Here is a 20,744-nt window from a genome sequence, read left to right as displayed (position 1 = left end):
TTTACTCCTGGGATTCGGGGGCGGCTTCAGCGGGAACCTCGGCGGCGACAGGCTCCGCCGATGCGGCTTCCGTGGCACCCGCATCGTTGGCCGCTTCGCTGACCGGGCGGCGTACTGCCCTCAGCGGCGCGCGCTTGAACACCTCGGCCAGGGCGCCGTTGATGATGCGCTCCTTCAGCAGGTCGGTGTCCATCAGCAGGTCGAGCAGCGGGCCTTCGAGGATCACGTCGCCGCGGCGCTCGATGAAGCCGAGCTTCGACAGCAGGCCCAGGTTCATGTCCATGCGGGTCTTCTTGCCCAGCTTGTCGCCGAAGTCGGCCAGCAGCGCGGTGTAGGAGATGCCGATCGAGGTGTCCTCGGCGCGCGGGATCGGATTGTCCTTGTCGAACATGTCCGACTGGTCGACGTCGATGGCCTGGTGGGTTTCCTGGCGCTGGCGCTTGGGCAGGATGATCTGCGCCCACAGCACCACCAGCAGGGCCACGCCGTCGCGGGTCAGGCCGAAGTTATTGTTCTGCCAGATGTCCTTGGCGCCGAAGATCTTCGGCTCGACGTTGCGGTGCAGGGCCAGGGTGACGTGGTCGGCATACACGTTGTCGATCAGCTTCAGGCCGGATTCCAGCAGGCGCTTGTCGATCTCGGCGCGGAAGGTATCGTCGGACAGCGCGCGCTTGACCATCTTGTCGTCGCGGCGCAGGGTCTGGTGCGTGAGCAGCCGCGCAATCAGGATCTGTGCATCGTCATTCATCGTCTTTTCTGTCCAAATCTAGCTCAGTTTCCATAATCAAGGAGAGGGTCGCGAGCGACATCGCCGCCACGTGGGGGTCGTCCAGCTGGACCATTTCATCCTCGGAATTGAAGCGTACCGGCAGGCGCGCCAGTTCGGCGGTCGGGCCCTGCAGGCTGGCCTCGGCGGGGTCGCCCAGCAGCGGCAGCAGCGAGGCGCGGTAGGACGCCACCGCGAAGCTGGCCGGCAGCAGCGAATCCTGGATCGGTACGCTCTTCGGCGCGCCTTCGGCCATGACGGGGAAGTTGTCGAGGTTGGCGAAGTCGGCCAGGCGCTTGATCCAGTCGTCGAGCTCGCCCTGCATGGCCGGGTTGTCGTTGATGGTCAGCGGCGCGTCCTCGCCGCTCGGCAGGCCGCCCGGCGCCACGTTGACCGCGCGCTCCATCATCAGCTCGGTCTCGGCGACGTCGATCATCTCGGCCGGCGTGACGAACAGCGGCAGGACCGGACGCTCGATCGCGCCCTCGGCCAGGCTGGCCAGGTCGTCGTGGGCCAGCAGCCAGCGCTTGATGTCGGTGGTCGACAGGCCGGACTGGCCCAGGTGCACGCGCTGGCGCTCGATCTGGTTCAGGGCGCGCGAGAACATGCCCTGCATGTTCAGCAGCGAGGACTGGGCGCGGCCGATCGCCTGCGCCGCCTTGTGCGTGGCCGCATCCGCCTGCTCGCTCGAGGTGATCGCGCGCAGGATCGCCGAGCCCTTCTCGACCCAGTCGCAGGCCATGTGCCACTTCGCCTGCGAGGCGCGCAGGCGGAATTCGGAACCGGAGGCGATCGCGTCGCGGAACTCCTCGTGCAGCTCGACCAGGCGGCCCAGCAAATGCTTCAATTGCTCGACCGTGACGCCGCCGACGGCCTGGGCGCCGGCCACCTGCGACAGCAGGAAGCCCATCTCGGCCTCGTCCTCTTCCGGGCGGCCGAGCGCCAGCAGGGTGTCGAGGGCGGCCAGGACATTGCGCGCCAGCGGCGTGATGCGGTAGACCGCGGCCGGATTGTCCCAGGCCAGCAGGCCGTGCGAACGCAGGCGGCCCAGCACCGTCTCCAGGCTTTCCGGGATCAGGTAGGCGAACTTCTGGTTGATGTCGGCGCGCGAAAAGGCGGACTCGCCCGTTTCGGCGGCCAGCTCGCGCAGCACCAGCAGGCGCACGATCACGCCGTCCTGGCCGCCGTGGAACAGGGCCGTGAACGCCTGCAGCATGGGCTGGGCGCGCTTGAGGTGATAGACCTGCTCGATCTCGTCCGGCGCCACTCCCTCGTGGAAGTGGGCCTGCAAGGGATCCAGTTCGTCTTGCGCTATGGAATGGAGGTCGGCGGCGGCGGCGCCTGCCAGGTTGTCGATCATCGTAAGGCTTACCAGTTGCCGGTTTCGTAACGCGTGCGGCGGCCAAGGCGGCGTGCGCGGGGGCGTCAGTATAACAGTTCAAACGAGCAGTTAAGACCAAGCAACTTTTAAGAACTGGCTAATACGCAACGGAATGAAGGCAAAAATACCTTGCACTGAATGCAATATTTTGCTTTCGCACTATGGAGAACCGAGCCGCGCGCTCTTCATCTCTCAGCCGCCAGATAATGGCTATCATGACAACGATTGAAGGAGAAATGCCATGCAACGAACACTTGCCACCGCAGCCTTCACCCTGGCCGTCTGCCTAATGCAGCCCGCCTTGCTGGCCGCCCAGCCGAAGGAGCAGAACGGCGTCAGCTACATCAACGGCGGCGTCGGCCAGGACGAGCAGAACGCGATGCGCGCCCTGCGCGCCGACTACAACCTGCAACTGACTTTCGCCACCCGGCAGACCGGCGCCTACCGCTCCGACGTCCAGCTCGACATCACGGACGCCAGGGGAGGCAATGTGCTGAGCGTGGTGAATACCGGGCCGATGTTCTTTGCCAAACTGCCGCCCGGCGTGTATCACATCAGCGCCTCGGCCGAAGGCAAGACCTTCAAGCGCAGCGTGCGGATGGGGAATGCGCCGAAGGAGATCGTGTTGCACTGGGAGAATGATTCGCTGGAAGATCCGGGGGTGCAGGACTAGTTGTCGTCGCCCTGCGCCGTCAAATGAATTGGTTTACTTGCGAGTGATCTTCTCCAGCGTCTGCTCCACATAATCGCGGTCGTTGTCGATGAACTTCAACTTGACCGGATACCACTCCAGCGACGGCGCCAGCCAGATGTCGAGGGTCTGGTCCTTCGAGCCCGGCGGCGGTTCGCGCAGCACGTGGATGGTGTCGACCGTGCCGATGGCGGCGCCGGCCTGCACTTTTTCGCGGCCGATCACGCGGAAGGTCCAGGGATCGGCATCGTGGGGGCCGACCACGAAGAAGTCCCAGTCCGAGCCCGGCTTGAACTTGTCCTTGGCCGCACGCGCCACCCCGATCAGCTGCCACGAGATCGACACCCGGTCCTGCTCGCCGCCCTTGATCGGGTAGCTCTTCTTGCCGTCGCTGAAGCCGATGGTCCTGGCCTCGCGGTCGAAATTCGCCGTGACCGGGTCCTTGCGGAAGCGCTTGTCGTAGTACTCGTTCGGCGCCAGGCCGTAGCTGTCGATCGTGCCGGTGCTGCGGTTCTCGGTCAGCTTGCCCAGCAGGGCCACGCGCGAATCGGTGTTGATCGTATACTTGCCGTCGCCCTGGCGCCAGCTCAGCGTGGCTTCGCCGTTCAGCGTGAAGCCGCGCTGGCGGGCGCTGATCGAGTACGACAGGTCGGCCGAGGGCGGCAGGTTAAAGGGACGCATCTGCGCCGGATGCTCGTCCGCCGCGGGCGCGCCCCGGGCCGTCATCGCCGCCGCCAGCAGTCCACCCGCAGCGGCCAGTTTCCACATCTTGTTCATATCAGCTTCCTGAATTCTTCATCACGATTTTGTTCGCGGTCTGGGTCGTCACCGCCCCGCTCGCTTCGAGGTTACGGATCTGCACCGGAACCCAGCCGTAGTCGGGCGCCAGCCACAGGTCCAGGCGCGAGTTGTACGAGCCGGGCTTGGGCGGACGCGTCAGGTGCCAGGTGGCGATCCTGCCCATGCCCGTGTCGATCTGTTCCTGGCCGAGCACCACAAAGCTGAAAACGCTCGCATCGCGGTCTTCGCCGACAAGGATGTCGATATTTCCCGACAATTGCTGCGGATCGCCGCGCGCGATCGCGGCCAACTGCAGCGGCACGCTGGCCTTGTCCTGGGCGCCCCAGACCAGCGGATATGTTGCTTCCGACGCCGAAAAACTGAGCCTGCCGACCTTGCGGTTGAAATGGGTGGCCGTCATCGACCGCCCGCGCCGCTTTTCCGTCATCAGGGTCGGCATGAAGCCTTCCTCGCCAACCGTACCTTCGCTGGTCACGGTCAGCAGGTTCACGTGGGCGAACACCACCGTGATGCCGGCTTCGACACGGATCTTGTACGAGGTCGGCGTGATCGTCCACGACAGCTGGGAATCACCGCTCCATTGCGTGCCGTTGGCGTCGGTGCGCGCGACGTCCAGTTGGATCTCGGCGGCGGGCGGCAGGTCGACCTTGTAGTGACGCGCTTCAGGGGCGGGCTTGGGCGGCGCCGGTTCCGCTGCCGGCTGCGCCTGCGCGGCGGCCTGGGAGGATTGTACGTCGGCCGCGGCGGTCGGGGCGCTCCCCTGCCCGGCTGCAAGTACTCCGGCGGCGGCATCGGGCGCCGCTGCCTGCGCGCCATCGCCGGATCCGGGACCGGCCGCGGCGCCCTGGCCGGCCTCGTCCACCTCCACCGGCTCGGGCGGCAAGCGCGGCAGCGGCGGCGGTTCGAGCGCGGGCCGGAGAGGCAGCGGCAGCGGCTGGGGCGGCGGCGTGGCCGGCGTCTCCACCAGTTCCGCCACCACCAGCGGCGCCTCGCGCCGCACGCTTTCCCCGCGCGGCCGTCCGACCTGGGCGCTGAACCAGTCCAGCACGGCCAGGTGCAGCAGGACCGTGACCGCACCCAGCACGATTTTCCGGCGGCGGTTCGGGGCGAAAGCGAGGCTCATCCGGCTAGTGTAACGTCTATGAGCGCCATAAGTATTCTGATACGCTAGGAGCGCTCCACGTCCCGACCTCTAACAGGAGAAGACCACCATGCTGAAACCACCTGCCGCCAATATGCCCGGGATGACGGATACGCTGGACTTCGTCAAGAACCTCTGGGGTTCGATGAACCTTCCGGGCACGAACATGTCGGGCATGAGCGCGCCGCCGCTCTCGACCGAAGACCTCGACAAGCGGATCGCCGACCTGAAGGCCGTCGAATCCTGGCTCAACATGAACCTCACCATGCTGCGCGGGACCATCCAGACCATGGAAGTGCAGCGCGCCACCCTGTCGACCCTCAAGACCATGGGCGCCTCGATGGCCGAGGCGATGCGCCAGTCGGGCGTGAGCGCCGAGAAGATGGCGGGCATGCCCTTCTCTTCTTTCTTCGGCCAGCCGGGGGCATCCGCGGCCGGGGATGCCGGCGGCGGCGGCTCGGCCCAGCCCGGTGCGGCTGCGCCGGCGCAGGACCCGGCCGCGGCCATGGGCATGCCGGCTGCGTTGGCGTGGTGGAATATGCTTCAGGAACAGTTCACTCAGGCAGTAGCGACGGCGATGGCGCCTGGCGATGGCGCCGCCAAGGCCGAGCCGCAGGGCGAGGCGCCGGCTGCGCCGTCATCGCAGACGGAACCCGCACCCGACGCAGCGCCGAACGGCAGTGGCCGTGCACGCGGCGGCAAGCCGAAGGCCGATAAACCCTAGGGTGGGCGCGGCCGGCGCAGGCACGCCGTGCCCACGCGAGCGCTAACGTAACGCTGGTTTCACGCAGCTTCCTCCGCCGGCTGCGGCTGCAACTGCGCCAGCTGCTCCATCAGCTGCGCGAAGCGCTGCTGCCCCGGCAGCAGGTGGTCGACGTGGTGCAGCACCTCGTAGGCTTCGGCGGACAGCTTGTCGTCGTAGCCGTGCTGCTGCATGTGCGACAGCATGATCTGGGCCGCGTTGAACAGGATCCGCTGGTTGTTCGGCACCGCCTTGCGCGCGTTGCGCATCCATTCCACCGCTTCGGCCAGCTTGCCGGTCTTCCATAGCAGCACGCCCTGGTTCATCAGGTCCGCCGCTTCCTTCTTCGAGCTGCGGATCAGGTCCAGGCCCTCTTCGCCCATGCGCGCCTTCTCGAAGATCGCCTGCACTTCGTCCAGCAGCAACGGGTTGTCGTGGTTATTGCGGATCACGTAGCACAGCAGCTCGGCCGGCGCATCCTTCACGCCCACCGCGAACAGCAGGGTCGCCAGTTCCAGGCAGGTGGCGGTGTCGGGGCGTTCGGCGCTCTGCTTCAGCATCTCTTCGAGCTCGTCGCCGGCCTTGCGCGCGCGCCGGTAGTCGCCGCTCTCGTGATAGACCAGGCCTTCGGTGATCTTCGTGCGCAGCAGCATGTCCGGATGCTCGTGGCCGAATTCGCGCTGGGCCGCCTGCAGTAGCTGCAGGGCTTCCTTCGGATCGTTCTTCTGGCCGCACACGCGCGCCAGGCCAAGGTAGGCGTCCGGCGTCTTCATGATCGAGTACTCGCCGATCGCGATGCACTTGCGGAAGGCCTTCTCGGCCATCTGCACATTGCCCAGCTTGAGCGCGATATTCCCCAGGTTGCGCTGGCGCGGCACCGAGTTCGGCGACAGCCTGGCGGCGCGCTCCAGGATCGCGCAGGCTTCCTCCGCCTTGCCCATGTTCTGGTAGGACGCGGCCAGCTGGTCGTAGGCGTCGATGTAGTAGCGGTTTTCCGCGATCACGCTCTGGAACATCTGGCGCGCCTGCTCGAACTCGCCGTTCGCCATGCGGATCTTGGCTAGGCCGGCGCGCGCCCACTGGTATTCGCGCTGTTCCAGCACCTGTTCGTAGACTTCGCGCGCCTTGGCCGGCTGGCCGCTCTTTTCCATCAGCCTGGCCTTCATGCGCAGCAGGTCGAGGGCGTGGATCTTGTCGTTCCCGATCTGGGCGTCGCACAGCCTGGCCGCGCGCAAATAATCCTTTTCCGCATACGCCTGGTCGATCATGCGGAACACCTGCTTCTTGTGCCACACGCGGTTCAGGCGGGTCAGCAGCACACCCTCGGTGATCGGCTTGATCAGGTAGGCGTCCGGCTGGTGCTCGGCCGCGCCCATCACCGATTCCACGCTCTTCTCGGCCGACACCATCAGCCACACAGTGCTCGGGTTGATCAGGTTGCGCACCCGAGCTTCTTCCAATACCTGCTGGCCGTTCTTGCCTTCGCCGAGGTTGTAATCGCACAGCACCACGTCGTAGCGGATGCGCGACAGCAGGCCCATCGCCTCGCCGCCGCTCGAGGCCTGGTCGATGTTCTTCGCGCCCAGGCTGCGCAGGCTCTCGCGCAGCAGCTGGCGCACGCCGACGAAGTCGTCGACCACCAGGTAGTTCTTGTCGGCCCAGTCGATCTGGTCGGCCGCGGCGGCGGCAACGCCCGGATTCGCGAGGTTCATGGCAGTCTCAGGATGAAGCAGCCGCCGCCATAGGCCCCGCCGTTCTCCAGGCGCAGGCTGCCGCTGCGGCCGCGGTGGCGATGCATCTTCGCGACTTCGCTGGAAAAATACAGGCCCAGGCCGGCGCTGTTGGTCAGGAAGTTGACCCCGCTGCCCTGCTCGCGGGTCGCGATCGCGCCGGCTTTCAGCAGGGCCGGCGGGTAGCCGGGGCCATTGTCCTCGACGCGCAGTTCGAGCCAGCCGTCCAGCTCGCGGATCGCCAGGCGCACGGTGTCGCAGGTGTAGTGGATGGCGTTGTTGATCGCATGCGAGAGCACGCCGACCACCAGGTCTTCGTCGAAGTGCCAGATCAGGGCCGGGTCATAGTCGAGTTCCAGCCGGATGCCGCGCGACTTCAGCAGCACGCGCTCGATCGCCACCACCTGCTCGACCAGCTGGCCGAGCGCGAGCGGCTGCACGTCGAAGGGGTATTCCGGCTTGCCGACCTGCTTGTACAGCGCCAGCAACTGCATCAGGTTGTCGTTCAGGCGCTTGGTCTGGTACAGCATGTGCGCCATCTGCGGATAGGCCGATTCCGTCTTGGGGGACGCGTCGACGAGCAGGCGCTCCAGCGTGCCGGACAGGACGCTGATCGAGTTCTTCATGTCGTGCGCGGTCGATGCAAGGAACAGGAACAGGTCGTGCGAGTCGGGCGCGGGGGTCGGGTGGTCTGCCGTCAGGTCGTCCATCTCAACCTTTCAGATGTGAAATGTTGCTGGACGTTAATTATACCTTTAGTCGGTGTAATTACTTACAGGAAATCAACTCTCCTCGGCCTGTGGCCCCCGGCTGGTGCGGCGCGCGCGCAACACGAAACGGGCCGGATCGAGGGCGTCGACCAGCGCCGATTCCAGCGGCAGGGGCTCGCCTTCGAGCTGGGCGGCGAGCAGCTCGGCGGCCCAGCCGGCCCAGATCAGGCCGCGCGAGGCATAGCCCAGCAGCGCGTACAGGCCGGGGTGGCGCGGCACGTCGCGCAGGCGTTCGGTACTGCCGGCCGCGTCGAAGTCCGGCACGCGGCCGACCAGCGGCAGGCGGTCCGGGGCGATGCAGCGGAAGCCGACCCGGCCCTGCAGCGGCGCGCCCTGCGCCGCCTGCGGATCGGACAGCAGGCCGCGCAGGCGTTCCAGGTTTTCCTCGTGGCTGGCGGGCGAGAGTTCGGGATTGTCGTCGAGGTCGTAGGTGGCGCCGGCGCTGACGACGCCGTTCGACGGCGGGGTCAGGTAGGCTTCGCGGCACAGCACCACCGGCAGGGCCGGCAGCATGTCCGCCGGCAGGTGGCTGACCTGGCCGCGCATGGTCGTCAGCGGCAGCGGCGCCGCATGCGGAAGCTGGATCGCGCCGGCGCCGTTGGCCAGGATCAGGTTGGGCGCGCGCGCCACCAATGCGCCCTGCTCGTCATGCACCAGCCAGTGCCCGTCCTCGCGGGCAATGCGCACGCTGCCGACGCCAAAGCGCTGCTGCAGCCGTCCGCCGCAGGCCGCCAGCATGGCTTCGCAGACGCTGCCGGGCCGGGCCCAGCCGCCCTGGCGGAACAGCCAGCCGCCATCCGGTGCGGGCAAGCCCAGCAGGGCCTCGGCCTGCGGCTGCTCGAGCCATTCGGCAAAGCCGGCCGGCAACGCGCCGCTGGCGGCGATGGCGCGCTGCACCTCGGCGTGGCCGGGATCGCGCGCCAGCTGCAGCACGCCGCAGGCATCGCCTTCGATGCTGCGGCCGGGACCGATGCCGCCCAGGCGCTCCCAGTGGCGCAGCGCGTACAGGTAGGCGGCGCGGGTCAGGCGGGTCGGGATGTTGTCGTCGCGCGAGACCAGCGGCATGAAGATGCCGGCGCGGTTGCCGGAGGCTTCCATGGCGGGCTTCTCGTGGCGCTCGACCAGGGTCACTTCCCAGCCGCGCGCGCACAGGCGCTCGCAGGCGGCGGAGCCGGCGATGCCGGCGCCGAGCACGATGGCGCGCCGCTCCGGCGCCGGCGGCTGCGGCGGCCGCGGCTTGCGGCTGGCGAAGCGCGCCTTCTGCTTGCCGGCCAGCCGGTCCGCTTCGCTGCAGGGCTCGAACACGAAGCCCTGGACTTCCAGCGCGGCCACCTGCTCAGCCGTCAGACCCTGGCCCAGCAGGCGGGCCTGGGGCGCGGCCACCCGCGCCAGCGCGCGCGCAAACTCCGCGCCGGCGTTCTCGATGCCGTGCAGGCGGAACAGGTCGACCCGCGCCGCCAGCTGGCCGAGGGCCGTATCGATGGGGGCATTCAGCAGGTCCAGCGTCAGGCCGGGCTCGGGCTGGGGAATGCGGTGGAAGCCCGGCAGCAGGCAGTCGGGCTCGGATTGCGTGCACAGGGCGATCACGTGCAGGTGCGGCGAGCGGTGCGGATCGGTGCGCCAGACGTCGGCGAGCACCCGGAACGAGGCGCCGTCGCCATAGTCGCTGTCGAAGACCGTATAGTGCGCCTGGGTGCACCATGCATCCCGGTAGTCCATGTTCAGCTCCTGCCGTGGGCCCCGCTGCGTTGGCGGCACATGCAGCCGCGGTCGTGGTCGTCCACCATGCCGATTCCCTGCATGTAGGCGTAGACGATGGTCGAGCCGACGAACTTGAAGCCGCGCTTGCCGAGGTCCTTCGAAATGCGGTCGGACAGTTCGGTGCGCGCCGGCCGTGCGCCGTCCGGCCAGTCGTTGACGATCGCTTGATGGTCGACGAAGGTCCACAGGTAGCGGTCGAGCGTCAGCCCCTGCTCGCGCATGGCCAGGTAGGCCTTCGCATTGTTGATGGCGGCCGCGACCTTCAGGCGGTTGCGCACGATGCCGGGATTGGCCAGCAGCTCGGCCACCTTGGCGTCGTCGTAGCGGGCGATCTTGGCGGCGTCCCAGCCGTCGAAGGCGCTGCGGTAGCTGTCGCGCTTGTTCAGGATCGTCTCCCAGGACAGGCCGGCCTGCGCCCCTTCGAGATTCAGCATCTCGAACAGCGTGGTCTCGTCATGGCAGGGCACGCCCCACTCGTGATCGTGATAGGCGATGTAGCGCGGATTGGCCATATTGGCCCAGGTGCAGCGGGTGGTATCCATATCGGAAGTATAAACCCGGCGGACGCTCGATGAATGGGAAGCTGCCGGCGCCTGCTTGTATCAAAATGTCTACATTGAAACAGGAATTTCTTAAAGAATATGGAATTGTTAATTGCAAACAGTTACCCTGTAGGATCTCTCCTACTTTAACGTCCGGACATGCACAGCCGTCGAGCCTACCTGCGGCAAACCATGAAGCAGGCGCGCCTGCAGAAGCGGCTGGCCGTGGCGGCCACGCTGGCTGCCGCCGGCTGCGCGCTCGTCCTGTTGCAACAGGACGCGCATCCGGAGCAGCGCCGCGCGGCAGCGCTCACGCCGGCCGTGCAGGCGGCGCCGGCGCCGTTGCGCGTTGCCGCCCAGGCCGCGCCGGCACCGGCGCGGCATGTGTATCCGTATTCGATCGTCCCCGGCGGCGTGACCAGCCGCACCGAGCTGGCTCGCGCCGTCCTCGCCGACAAGACCGTGGCCGCGCATTACGCGGGATTCGACACCGACAAGGCGGAGCTGCGCACGGTGCCGAAGGCGCGCGCCGTGTACGTGTCCTACCGCAAGGGCGACCAGGTGTACTGGACCGCGAAGAAGGTGATGCTGGCCGAGGGCGAGGCCGTGCTGTCCGACGGCCGGAGCGATATCCGCGCGCGCTGCGGCAACCGCATTTCGGACACGCCCCAGCTGCCGGTCGAGGTCAAGGGCCCGTCCGAGCAGGAACTCGACACCCCGGTCGAGCAAGCCCAGGCGGCCGGGGACGGCGCGCTGCGCGAGATCGCCTTCGATCCGGACGAGGACGGGGGTGAAGGCCAGTCCTTCGTGGCGCAATCCTTCGCGAACGGGGCCGGCCTGCTGACAGCCGCCCAGGCGCAGGCCCGCTTCGACCAGGCCGGCGTCGCCGGCGGCGGCGCGGGCTATCTCGATTCCCTGGCCGATACCGGGCGCAGGAATACCATGCTCGCCATGCTGGCGAATTCGGCTTCCGGCCTCGGCGGCAGGACACCGAACGGCGGCAACGGCGGCGCGGCGAACGGCGGCGCGGGGAACACGTCCGGCGGATCGACCAGCGGCGGCGGCATCGCGACCGGGGGTCTCGGCAGTCACAACACCGGCGATACGGCGCCGGCCGGTTCCGATGGCGAAAGCGCGGGCAGCGGCGGCGGCGGAGGCGGCACGGGCGGCTCCGGCGGCAAGCCGGCCGCGCCGCCCCCGGGTCCCGATCCGGTTACCGATCCACGTCCCGATCCGGGTTCCAATCCACTGCCGGGCCGCGACAATCCGCCCAAGGACCATCCCTTGCCCGAGCCGGGCAGCCTGTGGCTGAGCGGCATGGCCGGCGCTGCCCTTTTCCTGCAGCGCCGCCTGCACCGCCGTTCACGCTAGGCGCAGCCGCTTACCAGTAACAAAGGCAAGCCCGCCCACGCAATCGCCACCAGCGCCAGTATGGCCAGCAGCGCACACAGCGCCAGTGCCGCCATCGTCACCCCACCAATGATCAGGCGGACAGTGCCTGCTCCAGCCGCCTCACCCCGGCGCGGATCTGGGCCGGCGTGAAGGCCGAAAAGCCCAGCAGCATCCCCGGCGGCACCGCGCAGTCCGGGCCGGCGGCCGGGTTCACGTAGTAGGACAGGGACCGCACATCGACCCCGGCGGCGGATGCGCGGGCGACGGCTTCCTCCTCGCCGAGACCATTCATGAGTCCCACGCACAAATCCAGGCCGGCATCCGACGGACCGCAGGCCAGTAGCCCCCGCATGCGGCTGTCCAGCGCCTCCAGCATGGCGATGCGCCGCTCGCCGTAGGCATCGCGGGTGCGCCGGATATGGCGCGCGAAGTGTCCTTCCTGGATGAAGTCGGCCAGCACCGCCTGCGGCACGATGGGGCTGTGGCGGTCGACCACCGCCTTGGCGCGCGCCAGCGGCGCCGCCAGCGCCGGCGGCGCCACCACGTAGCCCAGGCGCAGTCCCGGAAACAGCACTTTCGACAGGGTGCCGACGTAGATCACGCAGTTCGCGCGGTCGAGGCCCTGCAGCGAGGCCAGCGGCGGGCCGGTATAGCGGTACTCGCTGTCGTAGTCGTCCTCGACGATCCAGGCGCGCTTGGCCTCGGCCCAGCGCAGCAGCTCCAGGCGCCGCGCCAGGCTCATGGTGGCGCCCAGCGGCAGCTGGTGCGAGGGAGTGGCGAAGGCCATGCGCGCATCCGGATAGCGGGCCGCGGCGTAGGCGACGTCCATGCCTTCGGCATCGACCGGCACCGGGCAGATCTTCGCGCCGGCCACCGCGAACGGCGCCAGCGCGCCCTGGTAGCCGGGCGACTCCAGCCAGACGCCCTCGCCCGGCGCCAGCAGCAGCTGGGCCAGCAGATACAGGGCCTGCTGCGAACCGTTGGTGATGACGATCTGCTCCGGCATGCAGCGCACCCCGCGCGAGGCTTTCAGGTAGGCGCACAGCAGTTCGCGCAGCGGCGGATGGCCGGCCGCGCCGCCATAGCCCAGCGGGACTTCGCGGCGGCGCCAGTGGCGCGCCTCGAGCTTGCGCCAGACCTCGAAGGGGAACAGGTCCAGGCCCGGCATGCTCATGCGGAAGGTGCGCAAGGGCCCGTCGTGGTGGCGTACGCGCGCCATCGCCGAGGCCATCGCTTCGCCGCGCGCGGACAGCGGCCGCACCAGCGGCGGCGCGGCGTCCGGCGGCGCGCTCCGGCGTGCCGCCGCCGGCAGCGAGGCGCTCACGAACGTTCCCTTCCCCACCGCCCCTTCCAGGTAGCCCTCGGCCATCAGCTGCTCGTAGGCGGCCAGCACGGTCTGGCGCGAGACCTTCAATAGCCGGCCCAGTTCGCGGGTGGCGGGCAGCCGCACCGTGGGCTGTACCGCGCCGGACAGGATCGCTTCCTTCATCCGCAGATACAGCTGGCGGAACAGCGGCGTGGCCGCATCGCGCTCGAGCGGAATGGCGGCGAGGATGGCGTGGACGTGCATGGGCATCTCACAAAATTGGTACGCCCATCTTCGTCCTTATTGGTTATTTCGGCAAGCCACTTGCCATCCTAAGATGGAGGCATGAAAACATTCGACGCCAGCCTGTCCTGGGAACGCGGCGCCCAGGCCTTCACCGACCAGCGCTACAGCCGCGCGCATACCTGGACCTTCGACGGCGGCCTGTCGGTGCCTGCCTCGTCCTCGCCTTTGTCTGTGCCGCTGCCGATGTCCGATGCGGCCGCGGTCGATCCGGAAGAGGCGCTGGTGGCCGCCGCCAGCAGCTGCCACATGCTGTTCTTCCTGTCGCTGGCGGCAGCGCGCAGCCTGGTGGTCGACAGCTACCGCGACGATGCCACCGGCTTCCTCGGCAGCGACGAGCTGGGCCGGCTGGCAATGACCCGCATCGTGCTGCGCCCGCGCATCGCCTTCGCCGGCGGGCCGCCGGATGCCGCCGTGCTGGCCGCCCTGCACCACGAGGCGCACGCCCGCTGCTACATCGCCAGCTCGCTGCGCGGCGAGGTCGTGGTCGAGGGAGAAGGCTGATGTACCTGCCTTCCCACTTCCGCGAAGAGCGCATCGAGGTCCTGCACGGCCTGATCGACGCCCATCCGCTGGGCGCCCTGGTGCGCCTCGGCGAGGATGGCCTGGCCGCCGACCACATCCCCTTCGAGCTGGTGCCGGCATCCGGCGAAGCGCCCCGCGGCATCCTGCGCGCCCACGTGGCGCGCGCGAACCCGCTGTGGCGCCAGGACGGCGCGCCGGTGCTGGCGATCTTCCAGGGAGCATCCGGCTACGTCTCGCCCGAACTCTACGATGCGAAGGCCATCGACGGACGCGTGGTCCCGACCTGGAACTACGCGGTCGTGCATGCGCACGGGCGGCTGCGCACCATCGACGACACCGAATGGCTGCTGGCCCACATGCGCCGCATGACGCAGCGCCAGGAGCACCGGCAAGGCCGCGGCTGGGCCGTCGACGATGCGCCGCGCGACTATATCGACAAGCTGGTGCGGGCGACGGTCGGCATCGAGATCGTCATCGACGGCCTGCAGGGCAAGTGGAAAGCCAGCCAGAACCGCGGCGAAGAGGAGCGCATGCGCATCGCCCATGCGACCGGCATGGCGCCCTGAACATCCCAATCTTCACTGGACATTGCGGCGGATTGCAGCGCACAATGGGATGCACCTGGGAGCGAAGAGTCCATGTCCATACAAAGCCGCAATCATGTCCATGTCTCCGGCAAAGGCGCCTCCACCATGGTGTTCATCCACGGCTACGGCTGCGACCAGACCATGTGGCGCTTCCTGGCGCCGGCCTACGAGGACCGCTTCCGCGTGGTCACCTACGATCTGACCGGCTGCGGCCAGTCCGAGCTTTCCGCCTACGACCGCAGCAAGTACGGCAGCCTGCACGGCCACGCCGCCGACCTGCTGGAGATTGTCGACAGCGTCGCCGGCGGACCGGTGGTGATCGTCGGGCATTCGGTCGGCGCCACCATCGGCATGCTGGCCGCGATCGCCGCGCCGCAGCGCTTTGCCGCCCAGGTCATGGTCGGGCCCTCGCCCTGCTTCATCAACGACGGCGACTACGTGGGCGGCTTCAGCCGCTCCGACATCGACGAGCTGCTCGAAACCATGGACGCCAACTACCTCGGCTGGTCGCGCAGCGTGGCGCCGATGATCATGGGCGCGCCCAACCAGCCGCAGCTGCGCGACGAACTCACCGAGCGCTTCTGCCGCAACGATCCCGCGATCGCCCGCCACTTCGGCCGCGTCACCTTCCTCTCGGACCACCGCGCCGACGTCCCGCGCTCGACGGTGCCGGCCCTGATCCTGCAATGCAGCGACGACCTGATCGCACCGAGCGTGGTCGGCGACTGGCTGCATCGCCACCTGCCGGCCAGCACCCTGCGCGTGATCCGCAACGTCGGCCATTGCCCGCACATGAGCGCGCCCACCGAGAGTTCGCGCGCGATCGACGCCTTCCTCGCGCAGACCCTGCGCTGACGATGTGAATGCGAGCCTGCCCGGCGCCTAAAAACATCGTCCCCGCGAAGGCGGGGACGATGTTCACAAGCTATGGGGCGACGTTTGTGAAGATTACTTCCCAGCAGTCGTACCCGTCTTAGCCGTATTCATCTGCTCAGCCGACTTCAAATGCTGCGCCACCACCGGTTCGGTCTTCTCGACCAGGGCCTTCACTTCCGCATCCTTGGCCTTCTTGGCGTCGGCCATCAGCTTGGCGTGGACGGTCTTGTGGTCCTGCACCCCGGCCTGCTTCATGTAGGCCTTGTCGAAGTCGGCGCCGCTCATCTTTTCCAGCTTGGCGGCCATGGCCTTGTGCTTGGCGTCCGGTTCGCTCGGCAGGGTCACGCCGCGGGCGTCGGCCAGGGTTTTCACTTCGTTCAGGTTGGCGGTGTGATCGTCGATCATCTGCTGGCCGAAGGCTTTCACTTCGCTGCTCTGGCCCTTGCTCTGGGCCAGCTTGCCGCCCGCGACTTCGGCCATGTCGGCCATCGCGATGTCCTTGAGGATCTTCGTGTCGCCTGCGCTCAGTTTGGCGCCCGAAGCCGTCGCACCTGCGGCGCCGCTGGCGCCCGACGCGCTCATGCCGCTGCTGCTGGAACCCGAGGAATGCATGCCGGACGACTTCGAGGTCGAGCTGCTCGAGCTGCCCATGCTCTTGGTCGACTGCTTGGCGCGGTTTTCCATGCCGGTGCTGTTGCTGTTGTCCATCGTCCCTTCCTTGGTCGTCTTGCCGGCCTGGTTGGGATTGGTGGAGCTGGTGCCGGTCTGGGACGGGCTGGAGCCGACCGAGGTCTGGGCGTGGACGCCAACTGCGCCGAACATGGCTGCCACTGCCGACACGGCCAGCAGTCCCTTCAAGGTTTTATTCTTGTGCATGTCGTTCTCCTGATCTCTTATGGTGAAGTTTGACCCGTGTTCAAATGACAACGGTGGCACAAAGTGTATCGCCGTGCTTTACCGCACAGCGCGCGTTAGCCCATAGGAAATTTGCGATCAGCGGAAGCTGAGCGCCGCCGTCAGGTCGCCCGGCGGACGCGCCCCGCGCGACTCGAAGGCGGCGTTGCGTGCGGCCAGGCCTTCCAGCAGTGGCAGGCCGTGCAGGCGGGAGATGAAGCGCAGGACCGAGGTCGTGTCGTAGAAGTTGTGATCGACGGCGCCCTTCTTCGCGAACGGCGAGACGACGATGGCCGGAATGCGCGAACCCGGGCCCCAGCGGTCGCCCTTGGGCGGCGCCACGTGGTCCCACCAGCCGCCGTTCTCGTCGAAGGTGATGACCACCACCATATTGTTCCACTGCGGCGATTTCTTGAGGTGCTCGATCACGTTGGCGACGTGGGCGTCGCCCGATTCGATGTCCGAGTAGCCGGCATGCAGGTTCAGGTTGCCCTGCGGCTTGTAGAAGGCCACGGCAGGCAGGCGGCCGGCCACCGCGTCGGCGATGAACTTGTTCGATATCGGGCTGTCGCCCAGGCCGCCGTCGCGCAGGTGTTGTTCGCGCGCGGCCGTACCTGGCGCAAATTGCTTGAAGTAATTGAAGGGCTGATGATGGTGCTGGAAGTTCGGGCGCGAACCTTCGCCGCGGCCGTCCAGCGCCGCCTGCCAGGCGCCGCCGTACCAGGCCCAGCTGATGGAACGCCGGGACAGCAGGTCGCCGATCGTGTCGTAGCTTTGCGGCGGCAGCACCGAAGCATCCATCGGGTCGGCCGCGTTCGCATCGCCGCCCGGCGCCGGACGCACCCAGCTCGGCTGGTAAGGCGGGGCCATGGTGTTGACCGCATAGCCGTCCGGCGTGATGGCGCCATGGTTGACGAATTTCGGCTTGCCGTCCAAAGCCGACTTCGGCGAGTCCGGCGCCACCGCCAGGCGCATGCCCTGCGGACCGTCTTCGAGCACCGCGATCTTCTTCTTCGCCGGGGTCTCGGCGGCGTTGAAGAATTCCGGCGTGCGGCCGCTGATCAGGAACTGGTGGTTCAGGTAGGAACCGCCGAAGGCCGCCATGAAGAAGTTGTCGCACAGCGTGAACTCGCGCGCAATCTGAACCAGGCCCAGGTTCTTCGAGGTCTCGCCGTAATGGCCCATCACCATCGCGCCGCTGTCGCCCCAGGCGACGAAACCGTCGTTCTTGCCGCCGTTGATCTGCATCTGGTTGTGATAGAACTGGTGGGTCAGATCGCGCGTGACCAGCCCTTCCGGCAGCGGCTTGCCTTGCGCGTCGGCGAGTGCGAACGGCGCGTTGGGCAGGTGCTGGATATCGTCTTCCTTGATGATGTAATCCTTGCCGCCCAGGTTCTGGCGCGCCGGCACCATGCCGCCCCAGATCTTCGGCAGTTCCGGCAGCACCGAGCCGTCGCGGTCCTTCTGCGCGGTGGCGGACGCGGGCAGGCTGGCGAGGGGCTGGGCCAGGCCGGGGAAATCGGCGAACAGGTTGTTGAAGCTGCGGTTCTCGAGATAGATCACCACCACGTTCTTGACGTGTTCCTTCAGCTTGGCGTCGAGCGAGCCCTTGACGGGCTTGTGGGCCTTCGCCGTTTTCGTGGCCGCTTCGCTGGCGGCCGGCAGGGTGGTCGACAGGCCGACCGCAGCCGCCGCCTGGAAGATCTTGCGGCGCGAAGGATTGGCGGGCTGGCCGGCTTCCGGCTGCTCGTGGTCGTGATGCTTTTCTTGCACGGTTCTCTCCTGGACGGGCATCGGGTCGGCCCGCAAAAACACCGATTATGGGCGTTTTTTGCCAGGTGGAAAAGATCTCAGCGGCAATACCGACTATTGACGCGCGCGTGCCTCGACACGTTTCAGCAGCAGGCCGATCTCGTCGAGCACCAGCCAGGGGTCCTGTTCGTCGAACAGATGGGCCGTGTAGCGCATGCGCATGTGGCGGGTGTCGGTAGACACTTTCGCCAGCTCGAACTGGGCGGCGTCCCAGGTCGTGTTGAAGGCGTCGACGTCGTCGTAGCTCATCTTCGCCTGCCGGATATTCGTGTACGGCAGGCCGCGGCTGAGCACCGTCACCGGCAGGTCCAGCGTGCGGGCGCCGGCCAGGGCCTGTATCGCCTCGACGTAATCTTCGTGGGAATTCTTGTCCCGTTCCCAGCTGATGACCATGTCCATGATGCGCCAGCCGTCCGGCGACATCGTCCGCTTCATGGCCGGGTACCAGGATTCGTGCACGCTGTCGACGAAGACGATGCCCTTGACGGTATCCGGATGCGCCTGCACATAAGCGCGGGCGATCATGCCGCCGAAGGAGTGGGCGACCAGCACCACGTCGCGCCAGCCGCGCTCGCGGATCAGGCCGTCGAGCTCGTCCGTGAGCGCGCGCATGGGCCGGGGCGCGTTCTGCGGCGTGCTCTTGCCGACGCCGGCGCGGTCGTACAGGCAGACCCGGTAACCCGGCACCGAGAAATTGCGGAAGGTATTCTTGTAAGTCGCGTGGGCATCGAGTCCCATGCCGGCGATCAGCACCACCGTCTTGCCGCCTTCGCCGCGGCATTCCCAGGCCAGGCGGTTGGGGCCGACCTGGGCGAACTGTTCGCCCGGCGCTTCGGCGGCCACGGCATGCAGCGACAGGGTGAAAAGCAAGCCGGCCAGCAGTGTCTTCATCGACGATCCTTTCGCGCAAGAATTCTGTCGAATGTAAGACGCGGGTTGCAAGACGTCAATTCATCACGCATGAAGACCGGGAGGTCGATTGCGTCAAACGCCTGTCACATTCCAGGGCCAGAATACGCATCGCTCCTGGGAAAAGAGCACGGCGGCCCTGCCGCCCTACCGGCGCCGGCGGTCGGGAAATATACCGGCACCAATTCAACGTATCGTCTCAGAAGCCCGCCCGCGCGCGCAGCTTGCGGCGCACGTGCTTGCCGGCGCGCGGCAGGTTTTCCACGGCGCGCTCGGCCAGCACGCCTTCGATGAAGCCGAGCAGCGCAATCTCCTGCGGCACCCGTTCGCGCAACTGGGCGACCAGTTCGCGCGCGACCACGCCATCGTTCAGCAGCCCCAGCTCATCCTGCATGTCGGACAGCAGATCGTGGCGGCGCACTTCCTTCCTGCCGTGGCTGAGCGCTTCGAAGAACTCGCGCGCATAGCGCTCCTTCTTGGCGGCGATGCGCACCTTGTGCAGGGTTTCCGGGTGCTTCAGGTCGATCACGCGGGCACGCTTGCGCACGCGCGCGGCGGCATGCTGCACCAGGCGCGGCGCGGCCTTGCTCACCTTCTGTTCCAGCGCATCGGCCGGCGCATCCCCGGGGCGCGGATCGGCCTGGCGCCCGCTTTGCTTCCATCCCTGACCGGCAATCCACGCGCCCAGCCCCAGCATCAGGCCCGTATAGCGCGGGCTGCCGACCGCCGCGCGCACGCGGGCGCGATGCCGCTCCGCCTCTTCGCGCGCCGCCACCGCGACCCGCGCCAGCGCCGGCTTGTGTTCTTCCGGCAGCGGCAGGCCGGGCAGCAGCGATTCGATGAAGACGTCCCAGTTGCGGGCGTCGCCCAGTTCGCCCGCCAGCCATTCGACGTCGGCCGCCAGCGGCGCCGGCAGCTGCACCATGTCCTTCACCATCGCCATCGCCGCGCGCAGGCGGCGCAGGCCGACGCGCATCTGGTGCAGGCTCTCGACCTCGCCCGCCAGCAGGCCTTGCTCGTTGGCCTGCATCTGCGCCAGGCAGTTCTGCAGGATGCCGCCCAAGGCCTCGCCCAGGCTGGCCTTGCGCCTGAGCGCCACCGCGCTCGCCTTCACGGCGTGCGGCGTCACGCCGCCAGCCAGCGCATAGCCGCGCTCGGCCTTGCTGACGTTCTCGATCCGCACCGGCACCGCCTCGTGCACCTGGCGCGCCAGGTCGTACAGGCGCGCGGGGTCGCCCTCCTTCATTTCGAGTTCCAGTTCGCGCACCGGCACCGTACGGTCGCCGCGCTGCAGCTCGCCGGTATCGAGGGCGCATTCGACCTGCACGCCATCGTCCAGTTCCAGCAACCAGGCGGCGCGCTTGACCTTGTTGACGAACACCGGTTCGAGCGCCAGCTCATGCCGGCCGAGCTGTTTGGCCAGGGCCGGCACGGCGTCGCGCAGCTGGCGCGCGAACAGCTCGCGGTCCGGCTCGGCCGACGGCACCTCGGCTTCCAGCTCGACGCGCCGGTGCAGGCCGGCGACCACCGTGCCGCCGCCCTTCAGCGTCTGCACGTGGCGCGTACCCTCGCTGCGCACCCGCAGTGCGAAACCGTGCTGCCACAGGGTGAAGTCGGCGGTGTCGAAATAGCGGTCGACGTGTTCGCGCTCTTCCGGCTTGTTGCCGCCCCGGGGGCGCAGCAGCGGGATCTTCCTGACCTGGCTGACGCTGGCGTTATCGAGGGCCAGCTTGATTTCGCATTCCATCGTTTGTCCTCCTGACAGCGTTACTGTAGCGCTTTCGGTGCGAGACGGGCACACCGGTCGCCCCGCCA

19 protein-coding genes are annotated in these 20,744 nt (G+C 67.7%); 6 read left to right on the top strand and 13 right to left on the bottom strand.

All coding sequences use genetic code 11. The features are described 5' to 3' along the window. Position 1 precedes the first annotated feature (1 nt). Both AB4Z32_RS05930 and AB4Z32_RS05925 read right to left on the bottom strand, forming a co-directional pair. The gene (locus AB4Z32_RS05930) at positions 2–748 is read right to left on the bottom strand and encodes a hypothetical protein (protein ID WP_441934995.1); all 747 of its coding nucleotides are present in this window, start codon (positions 746–748) and stop codon (positions 2–4) included. Continuing rightward, positions 741–2,126 carry a hypothetical protein gene (locus tag AB4Z32_RS05925; protein WP_441934994.1) on the bottom strand — a complete coding sequence of 462 codons (1,386 nt, stop codon included), beginning with the start codon at positions 2,124–2,126 and terminating at the stop codon, positions 741–743. Before AB4Z32_RS05925 ends, AB4Z32_RS05930 begins: the two co-directional genes overlap by 8 nt. Positions 2,127–2,388: 262 nt before the next feature. On the opposite strand from AB4Z32_RS05925, the gene AB4Z32_RS05920 reads away from it, so the two are divergent. After that, positions 2,389–2,820 carry a hypothetical protein gene (locus AB4Z32_RS05920; protein WP_441934993.1) on the top strand — a complete coding sequence of 144 codons (432 nt, stop codon included), beginning with the start codon at positions 2,389–2,391 and terminating at the stop codon, positions 2,818–2,820. 33 nt (positions 2,821–2,853) lie between these two features. Here AB4Z32_RS05920 and AB4Z32_RS05915 read toward each other — a convergent pair whose 3' ends face one another. Together AB4Z32_RS05915 and AB4Z32_RS05910 are read right to left on the bottom strand one after the other, a co-directional pair. Further along, complete coding sequence (locus AB4Z32_RS05915) at positions 2,854–3,615, bottom strand: DUF3108 domain-containing protein (RefSeq protein ID WP_441934992.1); 762 nt, start codon at positions 3,613–3,615, stop codon at positions 2,854–2,856. 1 nt (position 3,616) lies between these two features. Next, entirely contained in the window at positions 3,617–4,762 is a 1,146-nt protein-coding gene (locus AB4Z32_RS05910) for a DUF3108 domain-containing protein (protein ID WP_441934991.1), read from the bottom strand. Between the two features lie 88 nt (positions 4,763–4,850). Here AB4Z32_RS05910 and AB4Z32_RS05905 point away from each other — a divergent pair, with 88 nt between their 5' ends. Then, entirely contained in the window at positions 4,851–5,504 is a 654-nt protein-coding gene (locus AB4Z32_RS05905) for a PhaM family polyhydroxyalkanoate granule multifunctional regulatory protein (protein ID WP_441934990.1), read from the top strand. Positions 5,505–5,563: 59 nt separating this feature from the next. Here AB4Z32_RS05905 and AB4Z32_RS05900 read toward each other — a convergent pair whose 3' ends face one another. From AB4Z32_RS05900 to AB4Z32_RS05885, 4 genes are all read right to left on the bottom strand, one after another. Further along, entirely contained in the window at positions 5,564–7,234 is a 1,671-nt protein-coding gene (locus tag AB4Z32_RS05900) for a tetratricopeptide repeat protein (RefSeq protein WP_441934989.1), read from the bottom strand. Then, positions 7,231–7,962, bottom strand: a complete 732-nt coding sequence (locus AB4Z32_RS05895) for a sensor histidine kinase (RefSeq protein ID WP_441934988.1) — start codon at positions 7,960–7,962, stop codon at positions 7,231–7,233. The genes AB4Z32_RS05900 and AB4Z32_RS05895 overlap by 4 nt, the downstream gene beginning before the upstream one ends. A 72-nt stretch (positions 7,963–8,034) precedes the next feature. Further along, positions 8,035–9,741 carry an FAD-dependent 5-carboxymethylaminomethyl-2-thiouridine(34) oxidoreductase MnmC gene (gene mnmC / locus AB4Z32_RS05890; RefSeq protein ID WP_441934987.1) on the bottom strand — a complete coding sequence of 569 codons (1,707 nt, stop codon included), beginning with the start codon at positions 9,739–9,741 and terminating at the stop codon, positions 8,035–8,037. Between the two features lie 2 nt (positions 9,742–9,743). Continuing rightward, entirely contained in the window at positions 9,744–10,325 is a 582-nt protein-coding gene (locus AB4Z32_RS05885; protein ID WP_441934986.1) for a DNA-3-methyladenine glycosylase I, read from the bottom strand. A 159-nt stretch (positions 10,326–10,484) separates the two neighbouring features. Here AB4Z32_RS05885 and AB4Z32_RS05880 point away from each other — a divergent pair, with 159 nt between their 5' ends. After that, the gene (locus tag AB4Z32_RS05880) at positions 10,485–11,696 is read left to right on the top strand and encodes a hypothetical protein (protein WP_441934985.1); all 1,212 of its coding nucleotides are present in this window, start codon (positions 10,485–10,487) and stop codon (positions 11,694–11,696) included. Positions 11,697–11,808: 112 nt separating this feature from the next. Here AB4Z32_RS05880 and pdxR read toward each other — a convergent pair whose 3' ends face one another. Continuing rightward, entirely contained in the window at positions 11,809–13,287 is a 1,479-nt protein-coding gene (pdxR, locus tag AB4Z32_RS05875; RefSeq protein WP_441934984.1) for a MocR-like pyridoxine biosynthesis transcription factor PdxR, read from the bottom strand. Between the two features lie 81 nt (positions 13,288–13,368). On the opposite strand from pdxR, the gene AB4Z32_RS05870 reads away from it, so the two are divergent. The 3 genes from AB4Z32_RS05870 (at position 13,369) to AB4Z32_RS05860 (ending at position 15,293) form a co-directional block, all read left to right on the top strand. Continuing rightward, positions 13,369–13,830, top strand: coding sequence for an OsmC family protein (locus tag AB4Z32_RS05870; RefSeq protein WP_441934983.1), 462 nt, complete (start codon positions 13,369–13,371; stop codon positions 13,828–13,830). Beyond that, entirely contained in the window at positions 13,830–14,417 is a 588-nt protein-coding gene (locus AB4Z32_RS05865; RefSeq protein ID WP_441934982.1) for an FMN-binding negative transcriptional regulator, read from the top strand. Before AB4Z32_RS05870 ends, AB4Z32_RS05865 begins: the two co-directional genes overlap by 1 nt. Positions 14,418–14,489: 72 nt before the next feature. Continuing rightward, positions 14,490–15,293, top strand: coding sequence for an alpha/beta fold hydrolase (locus AB4Z32_RS05860; protein WP_441934981.1), 804 nt, complete (start codon positions 14,490–14,492; stop codon positions 15,291–15,293). Positions 15,294–15,386: 93 nt separating this feature from the next. On the opposite strand, the gene AB4Z32_RS05855 is transcribed toward AB4Z32_RS05860, so the two are convergent. The 4 genes from AB4Z32_RS05855 to AB4Z32_RS05840 all read right to left on the bottom strand — a co-directional run bounded on the left by AB4Z32_RS05855 (position 15,387) and on the right by AB4Z32_RS05840 (position 20,676). After that, a complete protein-coding gene (locus AB4Z32_RS05855; protein WP_441934980.1) occupies positions 15,387–16,190 on the bottom strand; it encodes a DUF4142 domain-containing protein in 804 nt (267 codons plus the stop codon). Positions 16,191–16,307: 117 nt separating this feature from the next. Continuing rightward, positions 16,308–18,002: an acid phosphatase gene (locus AB4Z32_RS05850; protein ID WP_441934979.1), complete on the bottom strand. Its 1,695-nt coding sequence runs from the start codon at positions 18,000–18,002 to the stop codon at positions 16,308–16,310. Positions 18,003–18,074: 72 nt separating this feature from the next. Beyond that, positions 18,075–18,911, bottom strand: a complete 837-nt coding sequence (locus tag AB4Z32_RS05845) for an alpha/beta fold hydrolase (protein WP_441934978.1) — start codon at positions 18,909–18,911, stop codon at positions 18,075–18,077. Between the two features lie 217 nt (positions 18,912–19,128). After that, positions 19,129–20,676 carry a CYTH and CHAD domain-containing protein gene (locus AB4Z32_RS05840; RefSeq protein WP_441934977.1) on the bottom strand — a complete coding sequence of 516 codons (1,548 nt, stop codon included), beginning with the start codon at positions 20,674–20,676 and terminating at the stop codon, positions 19,129–19,131. Between the last annotated feature and the right edge of the window lie 68 nt (positions 20,677–20,744).

It is taken from the genome of Massilia sp. 2TAF26 (assembly GCF_052115005.1).
Taxonomy (GTDB): domain Bacteria; phylum Pseudomonadota; class Gammaproteobacteria; order Burkholderiales; family Burkholderiaceae_D; genus Telluria.
Note: the sequence above shows the minus strand (reverse complement) of the source record. Positions and strands in the feature narration are given on the sequence as shown.